4 protein-coding genes are annotated in these 13373 nt (G+C 60.4%); all 4 read right to left on the minus strand.

The genetic code is table 11. The features are described 5' to 3' along the window. Nucleotides 1-8: 8 nt before the first annotated feature. Nucleotides 9-968: a glycosyltransferase family 2 protein gene (locus BTIS_RS06860; protein WP_169713074.1), complete on the minus strand. Its 960-nt coding sequence runs from the start codon at nt 966-968 to the stop codon at nt 9-11. 247 nt (nt 969-1215) lie between these two features. Further along, complete coding sequence (locus BTIS_RS06865; protein WP_094663950.1) at nt 1216-2562, minus strand: RNA-binding domain-containing protein; 1347 nt, start codon at nt 2560-2562, stop codon at nt 1216-1218. Nucleotides 2563-2819: 257 nt separating this feature from the next. Then, nucleotides 2820-7430, minus strand: coding sequence for an RICIN domain-containing protein (locus BTIS_RS06870; RefSeq protein ID WP_094663952.1), 4611 nt, complete (start codon nt 7428-7430; stop codon nt 2820-2822). 252 nt (nt 7431-7682) lie between these two features. Continuing rightward, complete coding sequence (locus BTIS_RS06875; protein WP_143248892.1) at nt 7683-13226, minus strand: glycosyl hydrolase 53 family protein; 5544 nt, start codon at nt 13224-13226, stop codon at nt 7683-7685. Nucleotides 13227-13373 lie beyond the last annotated feature (147 nt).

Consider the following 13373-nt stretch of genomic DNA (forward strand, 5'->3'; position numbering starts at 1 on the left):
ACTCACAACTACTTATTAATCTTCTGCTCCTGCACCAGATAATTCGGCCTCCCCTTAGTCTGCATGAAGATGCGCCCAAGGTATTCGCCAATGATGCCGAGGCTGAGCAGCTGCACCCCACCCAGAATGAGAACCACGACCATGGTGGACGCATAGCCGGGAACATCGATGCCCTGAGCAAAGGTCTTGACCAGAATGACGATGGCATAGACGACCGCCGCCAACGACACCAAACTACCCACCCACGTGGCAATCTTCAGAGGCGCGGTGGTGAAACTGGTAATGCCGTCCATGGCCAGATGGAACAGCTTCAGATAGTTCCACTTGGTCTTGCCCGCCACACGCTTATCACGATCATAGAGGAACTCGATCTTCTTGAAACCGATCCAGCTGAACAGCGCCTTGGAGTTGCGCTCGGACTCATCCAGCCGCTTCAACGCGTCAACGCACTTGCGATCAAGCAGACGGAAGTCGCCGGTATCCTTCTGGATGGCCACGCCGGACACCTTCTGCAACAGATCGTAATACCAGCGGCTAGTGGCCTTCTTCAGCCAGCTCTCGCCCTCACGAGAACGACGACGCGCGTATACGTCGTCATATCCCTGCATCCACAGTTCCGCCATCTGCGGAATGAGTTCCGGCGGATCCTGCAAGTCAGCGTCAATGATCACCAAGCCGTCGGTATGCACGTTCTCGATACCCGCGTACATGGCCTTTTCCTTGCCGAAGTTACGGGACAAGAAGATGTATTCCACATACGGATGTTTTGTCGCATATTCCTTGATCAGAGGGCGGGTGTTGTCTTTCGACCCGTCGTCGACAAACAGCAACGTGTAGTCCAATGTCTCCGATCCGGCTACCAAGGCATCCATACGGTCAAACAGGATGGGCAGAGACTCCTGCTCGTTGTAGCATGGGATGAGCACCGTGATGGTCCTCTTCTCCGAGGAGTTCGTCTGCTCACTCATATCCAAACCTCGCCTCGTTTCTTCTCCCCTCGAAAACGGTGAGGGGACAAAGTTTCATTTTTGCACACAGCTAACAGGATTCTACCCCACTGTGGAGATGGCAGAACGACTTCACTCTGGAAAGCACATTGCATCGTCCCGAACTCCACAGATTCACCAAAGAGCATTTTCCGTGCGGACATAGACCGACACGGAAGCTGCAGTGACGAATGGCAGTCTTTTTCACACTGCCATGCACCCACCACCGCTATTTATTACCAAGGCCAGCCAGCCGATACCGTGTAGACGGGCCACTACCCTCGCGGACAAGCAGACCCCGCTTGATAAGGGATCGCAGCAGCTTGGCGGCGGTTGCCTGAGATACGTTGATCAGCGATTGCACCTCGGCACGCGTTACCGCATCATGTTCAGCAATGTAATCGAGAACCTTCTTCTCTCTATCATTTGCTGGTTGCGAAACGGCAGGAGCGCTGTGCGATTGAGCGCTATGCATATCCTCATCCGGAAGACGTTTCCGCGGCAGCACAAGACGAAACACATGATCGCTGATATTAAACTCCGGCTGAGTATCGGCATCCGCGTAATCCGCCAGAATGCGTCGTATTCCAGTCCCATACGCCTCTACGAGATGCAGACGATAGAACACATTTGCCAACTTGGGATTCCGCTGGCACGAAATACCGTTGAACATATCGGAACGAGTCAGCGTATCCGGCAAACCACCAGGATTGAGGAATTCCATACGATTCGGGAACACGCTGACCAACGAAGGCGCGCTCAGGGCGTAATCGCGATGAATGATCATGTTCAGCAAAGCCTCGCGCAACGTCAGAGGCGCATACGCATACTCATCCACACGCTTCAGCCCTTCAACTCGCGATATTACGCGGTTACGCCGGTTGACAAACGCGGCAACCTGATCGATCTGGTCAAGCAGGGAACCGGAAAACTCCTGACGATCCAGAAAAGTCTCCTTACTCGATTCCGAGAACTCCGCGGCCTTGATCGACACCGTGCATTGGTCCGACAGCAACCACGCCAGATTCGTGAACACACCATCCGCATTCACCATACCCAGCGTACGCATGGATGCCGTCGTAAAAGCCAGACCAGCACCATGAAACGCATTCTCTGTTGAATGGAAGGTCAGGCTTTGCTCAAGACTCACAGCCGACTCATATGAATTCCCCGCAGTGGTTCGTATCATGTCCACAATCGCAGACTCCGATGCCGGAATCGACGCAGCACCTGACCGCACATACACCCCGGCCGAACGAATGCCCTTATCCGCCAAATAATACGGCCTATTCGACCCGCGACCGACATGCACCGCAACGACCGTGGCCCCTTCCCGGTCCTCCGAATCAACCGATATGAAAGGCATCAGATCTGGACGGATGCCATCTGAAATCGCCTGCGTGGCCTGCCTCATCGATTCATCGGCATCCGGTACACCGCAGACATGACCATCATCATCGACGCCGAGCCATATGATCCCACCATCCGTATTGGCAAATGCGACAGCCGTACGCTTGGCGCCCTGTACCCAATCGCGCTTGAACTCCGTGTACAGATCCTCTGAAAACCCTGTCATGCGTAGATACCACCTATCGACTCGTCGTATCTTGTATCTTATCTTATCTTCTTATATCTTGTATCTTATCTTATCTTCTTATTATCTTATCGTGCGGCTATAGAGGCGTAGCTCAACCGCGTCCGCGCACCGAGCATAAACAACCATAAACAAAGAGTGCCGCAACTGTATGGAACAGTTGCGGCGCTCGCGTGGAGTATGACCAGCGGCTGGACTAGTCGGTCTTCCGATTCAGAACGAATCGGAAGGCCACTAGATCACTTCTTGTTGAAGGCCCAGTGCTGGGCGACCGAGTTGTTGGACGTCCACATCTGGATGTTGGTTCCGTTGCTCGTGCCACCGGCGGCGGCATCGATCACGAAGTCCTCGCGCAGGGCGGAGTGCAGAGTGAACGAACCATTCGATTCCTTCACGAGCACCCACTTCTGGGCGAGCGATCCGTTGGACGACCACTGCTGCACGTTCGCGCCATCGTTCGACGAGGCATTCGAAATATCGAGCACCTTGCCGGATTCTACATTGGTGAGTGTCACATAACCATTCTTGTCATGCGACACCTTCCACGCCTGAGCGTTCGTGCCGTTGCCCTCATAGAGCTGCACGTTCGCACCATCGTCGGCGGAACCGCCAACCACGTCGAAACGCATCTGCTTCGCGGCCGTGGACGCGATCTCATACGTGCCGTCCGCCAGATCACCCTTGTGATCGGCGGCCAGCTTGTCGAGACGCTGACGGGTCGTGGTGGTCTTCTTCAGACGCCAGCGCTGGGCGGAGGAGTCGTTCGAGGAGTAGATCTGCACGTTCGCGCCGTCGTCGGTGCTGCCACCGACGATGTCGAGCACCAGATTCTCCGCGGCGGCGGACTGGATCTTGAAGCCGTTCGCGGTGGAGACCGCGATCCACTTCTGGGCCCATGTGCCGTTGCCGTCGTACTGCTGCACGTTCGCGCCCGGATTGGTGGAACCGCCAGCCACGTCGAGCACCTTGCCGGAGCCAGCGTTGGTGATGGTCAGGTAGCCGTCGGCGTCGTGCTTGATGGTCCACGCCTGAGCGTCGGTACCGTTGCCGGAGTAGATCTGCACGTTCGCGCCGTTGTCACGCGAGCCGCCAGCCACGTCGAGCACTTCCGCGTTCTTCTTGCCCGCGGCGAACTTGTACGTGCCATCGGCGATGTCGTTACGGTGCTCATCGGCCAGCTTGTCGAGACGATCGCGCGGCGTTTCAGCACCGCTGATCTTCCACTGCTGGGCTTCAGAACTGTTCCCGTCAAAGATCTGAATCGGCGTACCGTCGGCGTTGATTGCGCCTTGCAGGTCCAAAGCCAGACTGGAGTCGGATGCGGCAATCGTCAGCGCAGAATCAGTCCCAGCAAGCTGCCACTGAGTCGCAGCCTTACCCTCGTCCTTCTGCTGCGTCACCGGATCCCCCGCAGCATTGCCGTGCGCGAGGAACAGGCCGGAGTTCACGTTCTTGATGGTGTAGTTCCCGTTGTCAAGATGCTTGAACTTGTAACGCTGGGCCATGGTGCCGTTGGCGGTGTAGAGCTGCGCACGGGCGCCGACGGCCTTGGATGCGCCGGTCATGTCGACCACGCGGGAGCCGTCTTCGATGGCGGTGGCGATCACGTACGTGCCGTCCTTGAGCGTCACGTTCACGGCCACCTGCGCGTCAAGACCCTTCACCTTGCCGGTCGCGGTGAACGTACCGATGGTGAAGAACTTCTGCGAGTCCACGGAGCTCCAATCCACGGCCTCCTCGGTGGTGGTGCCGTCGGCCCACGTCACCTTGGCGGTCTTGGGCAGCTGCGCCACGTTACCCACATTCGTGGTCACGTCGGCGAGCTTCTCCACGCTCACCGGAGCATTCTCCACGGTCACCTTCACGGTCACGTCAAGACCAGCGGCCTTGCCCTTGACCTCGAACGAACCGGGCTTCGCATACGACTCCGCAGGAATCGCATCCCACGTCACCGGCTCATCGGTCGTGGTCTTATCGCTCCACGTCGCCTTCACGGTCGTCGGCAGCACCGGCGCCACGCCCATGGCGGTGGTCACGGCGTCCGGATTCTCCACGGCGACGATCGTGGACGGAGCCTGTCCGGCACCCATCGGCACGACCGTGCGCTGGAACGGCGTGCTGAGCTGGTTGTTGCCGAGACGCTTCACCGGCGTCATCACGTAGTTGGCCTTGGTGGTGTCCACGTCGGCGGTGTGACTCTTCAGCGGATTCCAGTCGTCGGCGAGCAGCATGACTGCGGGCTTGTTGTTGGCATCCTGATACTGCAGCACATAGGTCGGCTGACCGATGTACGTGCGGGTGTTCGAATCCTGGTTGCCCCAGTTCTTGCGGGCATCGTCACGGCTCTGCAACTCGGTGAGGTTAGTCCAGCCGTTCGGGTCCTCGATGTTGCTCGTGCTCGCGTACTCGGTCTGCGTCGGATCCCAGTAATCCTGGGCGGACGTGATCATGTAGAACCGGCCGTTCTCCTTGAACAGGCTCGGAGCCTCCCGGTACTTGATGTTCGGGAACTCGTAGGAGCCGTCCGGGTCAACGCCCGTGTAGTCGTCGTTGAGTCGGTACAGACGCACCTTCTCGGTGGACGACACGATGTACGCCTTGCCGGTGTCCGGGTCGGCCCATGCGGACAGATCGCGGGAGGCCATCGGCGTGAGCTTGCCGTTCACGTTCACCTTCGGCTGGGCGTGCACCTGGCCGTCCTGCCACTTGAGAGGCTGGTACTTGCCGTCAACGGTGTCGGACTGGAACGCGATAAGCTGCGAGGAGCCGTAGCCGACCGTGCCCTCCCAGTGTGCCCAGATCAGGTACTTGCCGGTCTTGGCGTTCTTGAGGATGTGCGGACGTTCGATCTTGCAGCCGAGCTTGGAGTTCTGCAGGTACTGCGGGTGCTTCGTCACCAGATCCTTGAACTTCTTATTATCGTTGTAGTTCAGCACCTTCGAGGTCAGGCCCGCAACGTTGCCGTCGCAGTATTCCGCGGCGTTCGGATCGTCGATGCTGGTCACCGCGTTCGCGAACTGCCAGTTGACCAGATCCTTGGACTTGTACATGTTGATCGTCGTGTACAGCCACTGGTTGGCGAACACGCCGTTGGCACCGTTGTAGTCGGTCGGCACGTTGTCGGGCGCGCCCTGACCGACCCAGTAGAACGTATCGCCGTCCTTGAGCACGGAACCGCCGTGGGCCTGGATCACCTGACCGTCGGTGGTCTTCCACGCGGTGAGGTTGGTCAGGTACGTGCCCTCCTGCGGGGCCTTGGGGGTCTCATACACCTGCGGCACGGCCTTGGCGGTGAGCCTCACGTCCTGGTTCTCGAAGTTGATGGTGACGTCCTTGGTCTGGTCGTCATTGTCGAGCGTGGGCTTGTCGGCCGTCCAGTAGACGAGCTTCTGCGCGCCGGACTTGTTGCGGTAGATGGCACGATACACGCCGTCGGCGTTCTGATACGAACCATCCACGTAGCTGTAGCCCTTGAGCGCCAGCGTCACATCCTTGATGATGTTGTACGCTTCGGTGGTCTTCACATCGCCCGGGTTGGCCGGATCGTTGTCCTCGTTGATGCTGAACGAGTCATAGCCGACCATGCGGTACGGCGAGGCGAGGTTCAGACCCTTGATGTCCTTGACGAGCAGCTGACGAATCAACCAGATACCCTGCAGGTTGGAATCCTTCGGAATCTTGTTGAAGCCACACGACCAGCTGGTCTCGGTGTTACCCGCCGAGCATCCGAACTCGGAATCCATGAAGTCGTAGCCACCAACCGGGCTGGATGCCAGCGGATTCTCCGGGGAGCTGATCCAGTAGCCGTGGCCGGACAGTGCCGTGGCGTGTGCGGCCTTCATCTCGTTCTGGTACTGGTTGAGCTTGCCCGGACCGGAGAAGTTGCCCCACACGTAGGCGGCGTTGGGATCATACTGCCGAATGGTGTCGCCAATGAACTGGTCGAGTTCGATCCACTGGATCTTGGCCTCGTCCTTGTTGTTGCCACCAGGCCAGTGCTCCTCGGATTCCGGCTCGTTGAACGCCTCCCAGATAATGCCCTTGTTGGCGAACTTCTGGATGGCGTCGGAGATCGTGTCCTTCACCTGATCCTTGGTGAACGACGGCACGGTCTTGTACACCTGATGCGGGTCCGGATTGCTCACGGCCTTCGGATCCGGGTTGCCCTGGCTAAAGTAGACGACCGGCTTCAGGCCGGCGTCGAGAATGCGCTGGATGATCTGATCAGGCAGATCGGTGCTCGGCGCGCAGTCGCCGGGGACAGACTGATCGCAGTTCGGATCGACCGCGTTGAGCGGGCTGATCAGGTACGACGTCTTCACATACGTCATGCCGGATTCCTTGACCAGCTTGAGCTGTGCGTCAAGGGACTTCAGATTCGGTTCGGTCGGACGCGTGCCCGGACCCTTCCATCCGTACTCGCCGGCGGCGATATGTTCGCTCTGACTGTACGTCTGCGGTTCGTCGGCGGCATTGCCGGACGCGCTCTCGGTCTGGTTCACGTCAGACGTGGAGCCACGATCCACCTGCAGTGCGCTCTGCTTCGGGGACTCCGTATCGCCCACGTTCTGCGTGCCCCACTGGTACGGCCACAGGAAGTACGCGATCGTCTGATCGAACGGAGCCGTCTTGGACGGCAGGCCGGACGGCGCGATCTCCAGTTCCTCGTTGGACTGATCGGCCGCCGTCTGCACGGACGCGGACTGCGTAGTCTGCACAGTGGCAGGTGCCGCCGAAGCCGCTGACGTGGTGACCGCCGCAGTTGCTGCACCCATGGCAACAGCACATAACGCGGCGATCACTTTGAATGGTGCTCTGCCGGCACCATCCGTATTCTTCGCCTTACTCATACCTCATATTCCCTTCTTTCGTCCACAACAAAGAGGACGAATTCAGGCGGATTATATGGCCGATGAGTATCGCCAAGACGAACAATGCCATTGTTTGCCAGCATTTGCATGAGCAAATGATCATCAAAAACGCCGAACCGCACAGAAAATATGTGCGATTCGGCGTGTATGGCTGGTTATGGTTATGGGATGCTGCGTTCGCTCGCCCTCAGACGAACATCCGCAACGCAGCATTCCGCAAACGCGGCCGGACTACTTCTTCTCGAACGTCCAGCGCTGGGCGGCGGAACCGTTGGAACTCCACATCTGAATGTTGGTGCCATTCGACGTGGAACCACCGGCGGCGTCGATCACAAAGTTCTCGCGCAGTGCGGAAACCAACGTGATCGAACCATTGCCATTCTTCTGCAGAATCCACTTCTGCGCCCACGAACCGTTCGACGCATACTGCTGCACGTTCGCGCCCTCAGCCGTGGACGCGCCGGAGATGTCAAGCACCTTACCCGATTCCACGTTGGTCAGCGTCGCGTAGCCCTTCGCATCGATCGACACCTTCCACGCCTGCGCGTTCGTGCCGTTCGACGCATACAACTGCACGTTCGCACCATCGTCGCGAGAGCCGCCGACCACGTCGAAGCGCATGGAACCCTTCGCCGTCGACGCGATCTCATAGGTGCCTGCGGCAACATCGGACTTGTGCTCGGCGGCCAGATCGTCAAGACGCATGCGCATGGACTTCGCCGCGGCGAACGACCAACGCTGCGCCTTAGTGCCGTTCGACGAGTAGACCTGCACGTTCGCGCCGTTCGCGGAGGAACCGCCTGACACGTCAAGCACCAGATCCGGGCTCAGCGCGGACACCAGCTTGATCAGACCGTTGTCGCCCTTCACGGCCACCCACTTCTGGGCGTACGTGCCGTTGGAACCGTACTGCTGCACGTTCGCACCGTTGTTGGCCGAACCGCCAGACACGTCAAACACCTTACCGGAGTTCGCGTTCTTCAGCGTCACATAGCCGTCGTCGTCATGCGACACCGTCCACACCTGCGCATCGGTGCCATTGGAATCGTAGAGCTGCACGTTCGCGCCGTCGCCGGTGGACGCGCCGGACACGTCAAGCACAGCGGCATCCTTCAGCGCGGACGACACCTTGTACGTGCCGTTCTTCAGATCGTCACGATGCTCGTCGGCCAGACGGTCGAGCTTCTCGCGCGGACTGGTGGCGTCGAGGAACTTCCACCGCTGCGCCAGATTCTCGCCATCCTGAGTGAACGACCACAGCTGCAGCAGACTGCCGTTGCTGTTGTTCGCGCCCGGCACATCAAGAGACATGCCCTCCAGACCATCGGCCGCCGGACGGATCGTGAACGAACCGTTCTCGGCGAGCGCGATCGTCCACTCGGTGCCATACGTGTCGGAGCCGTTGCGCTGCTGGATGCGGGAACCGTCCTTGGCATGCAGCGGGTAGGCCAGCGGCAGGCGAGAACCCTGGTTCACGATCGTGTAGTTGCCGTTCTTCAGCGCGGTCACACGATACTTCTGCGCGGCGGTGCCGTTGCGGTCATACAGCTGCACGTTCGCGCGGGATGCGGTGGAGCCGCCGGGGATGTCGAACACGCGTTCACCGCCGTTCAGCGCGGTGGCGATGGCGTACGTGCCGGTGCCGATGGTCACGTTCACGTGCACGGTCACGCCCTGGTCCCAGCCGTCGATCGTGCCGTGCACGTCGAAGGAGCCGACCTGCGCATACTGCGACTTGGCGACGGCATCCCAGGTCACCTTGGCCTTGGCAGTCGTGCCGTCGGACCAGGTGACGTCAACGGTCTTGGGCAGGGTCGGGGCCTTGCGGGCGGGCGTGTTCACCGCTTCCGGCGTGGCGACGGCCGTGATGTTCTTCCACTGCGCGTAGAGCTGCACGTCGGCGGTTACGGCGGTGTTGAAATCGTAAGTGTCGCGGCCCTGTTCGTCCGTGGTCCAGCCGACGAACGTGTAGCCGGCACGGGTCGGATCGGCGGGCTTTTCGGCCTTCTTGCCGTCGGCCACCTTCTGTTCGGCGGTGGTGGAGCCGCCGCGCGAGTCGAAGCGGACCGTGTACGCGCGGACCAGCTTGGACGTGGCGTCGCCGAGTGCGGATGCGGCGTCCTGGATCTGCTGGTCGGTGGCGTTCGCGTCGGCGAGCACCTTGCGGGCGTTGTCGCGGGCCTCGGCGAGCGCCTTCCACGAGTCGGCGGTGTAGTCGTTCTCGTTGAGCTTGTCGGCGGCGTTGAGGCTGTTGCTCAGACTGTCACGGTTGCCGGGTTCGACGGTGATGTCGAATGTGGCGGTCTTGGACTTGTCCGGCTTGCCGTCCTGCAGGTAGGTGACGGTTACGGTCTTGGTGCCGGCCGTGCTCATGTCGGGGCTGGAGACCGTGTATTCGCCGGTGTCCAGCGGGCGCTGGGTGCCGTCGGCGAGGGTGGCGGCGACGGCGAGACCGTTGGTGTCGAACGTGTCGCCCACGTGGTAGCCGGTCTTGGATGGCTGCGCGGTGATGGCGATGCCGGTCACGTTCGGCGTCCACTTGGCGTACAGGTCGAACACGCCGTTGGCCTGGTCGGTGAGGTTGGTCACCTTCTGGCCGTCGGCGAACGAGTCGCCGGTGCCGTCGGCCTTGGTGTTCCAGCCGGCGAACGTCCAGTCGGTGCGGGTGAACGCGTTCTTGTTCAGGTCCGCTTCCGTGCCGTAGGCCATCTTCTGGTCGGTGGTCTTTTCGGGCTGGGCGCCGTCGTTCGCGTGGAAGCGCACGGTGTAGGCGTTGGTGCCCCACTGAGCGTAGAGCGTGGTGTCGGCGGAGATCGGCTTGGAGAAGTCGACCGGCTTCTTGCCGTCCTTGTCGGTGGTCCAGCCGGTGAACGCGTATCCGACGCGGGTCGGGTCGGCGGGCTTGCCGATCACGGTGCCGTCCTTCACGGTCACGGGGTCGATGGCGTTGCCGCCCTGGGTGTCGAATGTGACGGTACGGTCGGCGATGATCTGCGTGAACGCCTTGAGCGACTGCAGTGCGTTGCCGTGATCGTCGAACAGCGCCTGATTATCCCAGCCGGAGGCTCCCCAGCTGTCGTATTCGGTGTTGTTCGGATCGTTGTCCTTGGAGTATTCGCTGGCCCAGCCGGTGCCGAAATCGTTGGAATACGTGCGGTTGATCTGCCAGTGGTTGGTGCCGGGCACGACGGCGATCCATGCCGGTTCCCAGTAGAACGCGCCAAGGCCCAGATCGGTGCCGTTGTCGGTTTCGGTCACGGTCTTCATGATGTCGTGGATCACGTCGGCCTGGCCCTGGGCGCTGGCCGCGTAGTCGCTGACGCCACCGTCGGTGAGGTTGTTCGCGAATCCGTCGCTGTCGCTCATGGTGAACGGCTGGCTGAATTCCATGACCGCGAACTTCTTCCTGTACGTTTCGGTGATCACCTTCTCGCTCTTGACGAGCGCGGCCATGCCGTCGTGCGCGTTGGTGTTGTCGCTGCCGGCGGACCAGAACGGGTAGTAGGTCATGCCGAACACGTCGTAGTCGAGACCGTACTTCTGGAAGTTGTCAGCGATCACGTTGATCGTCCACGAATCCGAATACATCATGTGCACGGCGATCTGCGTGTCCGGCGATTCCTTGCGGATCACCTTGGCGGCGGAGTTCATGAGATCGACGAGCTTGCTCCAGTTCGGATCCTTGTCGAAGTCGAATCCATTGCTGCACACGGTGACGCCGAGCAGACCGCAGTTGCTTTCGTTGCCGATCTGTACCATGCCGAGGTCAACGTTGTTGTCCTTCATGGCCCTCATGAATTCGGCGGTGTAGTCGGCCACGTCGGTCTTCAGCTGATCGAAGTCGTGGCCCTTCCACGCCTTGGGCGTGCGCCACGACGACGAGTAGAAGTCGTTGTAGTGGATGTCGACGTTCACCTTGAGACCGTACTTGGTGGCTTCCTTGGCCATGGCGGTCACGTTCTCAAGATCGTTGTTGCCGCCGCCGTAGGAACGACCCTGCGCGTCCTTCGGATCGTTGAACAGGCGCAGACGTACCCAGTTCATGCCGTTGTCCTTGAGGATCTTGAACAGCGGCTCTTCCTTGCCTTCGAAGTTCTTGAAGCGCACGCCGGCCTCGTAGAGCGCCTGATAGCTGGAGACGTCGGCGCCGCGGATGGTGTCGTTCGTCACCGTGGGAATGGATTCCACGGACGCCGGCTCCTTGGACGCACCGGTGTCGGAGCCGTCCGCGTACGGGTCCTGTGCCTCGGGCACGAGGTCGGTGTCGGACGGGTTCGCGGCGGCGAGCTGGGCGAACATCTTCAGCGACTGCAGCGGCTGGCCGAGATCGTCGAACAGGGCGGCGTCATCCTGCTGGGATGCGCCACCGTTGTTCGCATAGTCCACGTAGCCGTTGGCGTACTTACTCACCCAACCGGTGCCATACTCGTTGGCGGCGTTCCAGTTGTCGTCGGCATGCCACAGACCGGCCTTGACGGCGATCCACGTGGCGTCGCCGTAGAACACGCCGGCGCCGTTCGCATTGTTCTTGGCGGAGACGATCGCCTTGTACAGGCTGCGCACATAGTCGGCCTGCGCCTGCGGGCTGAGCGTCTTGCCGGCGGCGGTCAGATCGGTGCCGCCCGTGGTGTTGGACTGGCCGTCGGAATCGTACGGCGTGAACGGGTAGAGGGTATCGAGCACGGCGATCGACTTGCCATACTCCTCAGAGACCGTCTTGCGGGTCTGGGCGAGGGCACCGAGATCGTCGTACACGGCGTACACCTTGGTGCCGAGCACGTCGTAGTCCACCTTGTAGTACTTGAGCATGTCCACGTACGTGGTGACCAGTACCGGCGTGACGGACGAGACGCCCACCGCGATCGTGGTGTTTCCGCTGTTCGCGGAGATGGACCTGCTGGCCGACTGGATCAGCGCGGCGATGGACTTCCAGTTGTCCATGCCAAGGAAGCCGCCCTGCAGCGCCTTGCTGTCGTCGTAGTACGGGGAGCTGATCTCGCTGCCGATGGTGACCATGTCCGGGGTCACGCCGCCGGCCTTCAGGGTTGCGAGCGAGCGCTTGGTGTAGTCGGCGACCTTGGTTTCGAGGTCTGCCTGCTTGGTCGGCCAGCCCTTCGGCAGCTTCTGCACGGTCTTGGACGTGTAGAAATCGGAGTAGAGGAACTGGATGTTCACCTTGAGCCCGTTGGCCTGAGCCACCTTGGCGGTCTTCAGGGCATTGTCGAGCGTGGGGTTGCCGCCGCCGTAGGTGTTGCCATCGTTGTCGGCGGGGTTGACGGCCACCTTGAGCAGCACGTAGTTCACGCCGCTGGACTTAAGCAGCTGCATCATGCCGGCGTCGTCGATCTCGCTGCCATTGAAGTCCTTGAACGTCACGCCGGCGGACTTCTCGGCCTGATACGAGGTGAGGTTCACGCCGCGCACGGTGTCGGCGGTCATGGAGGAAACGCCGGTGACACTGGCGGGAAGCTTCGTCACACCGGTGTCGGTACCTTCGTTCCAGGCATCGGGGTAATCGGGGTTCACCGCCGCCGGGGCTGCGGATGCGGGAGTCTGCGACGACTCCTCAAGTAACTGCTGCTGTTGCTCCGCCGCCTTCTTGGCGGCTTCGGCTCGTTTGGCAACGCTGGACGAGGCGTAATCCTGACCAACGGTTGCAGAGGCGTTTGCGGTGGCGTTCGACGCGTCCGCGGCGGAAGCCATCGACGCCGGCACCAGCATCGACAACGCCGCCACGGCAGCGCACACCGCAGCAAGAGGTTTCCTACTGCTCATTCTCTTCCTTCGTTCATTTCCTCATATGGATTGCGAACCACACGATCGATGGAGAACTCTTCAATTGTCCTCACATCAAACCGGTGAATATCACGATCTTACCATTCGGTAAGCCTAGGAAATACAAGGAATTGCCAACGGTTGCAG

Origin of the sequence: Bifidobacterium tissieri (genome assembly GCF_002259645.1) — a bacterium.
Lineage (GTDB): Bacteria > Actinomycetota > Actinomycetes > Actinomycetales > Bifidobacteriaceae > Galliscardovia > Galliscardovia tissieri.

Coding starts and splice junctions, on each gene's coding strand:
- BTIS_RS06865 (WP_094663950.1), bottom strand. CDS start 2,562: ATGACAGGGTTTTCAGAGGATCTGTACACGGAGTTCAAGCGCGATTGG.
- BTIS_RS06860 (WP_169713074.1), bottom strand. CDS start 968: ATGAGTGAGCAGACGAACTCCTCGGAGAAGAGGACCATCACGGTGCTC.
- BTIS_RS06875 (WP_143248892.1), bottom strand. CDS start 13,226: ATGAGCAGTAGGAAACCTCTTGCTGCGGTGTGCGCTGCCGTGGCGGCG.
- BTIS_RS06870 (WP_094663952.1), bottom strand. CDS start 7,430: ATGAGTAAGGCGAAGAATACGGATGGTGCCGGCAGAGCACCATTCAAA.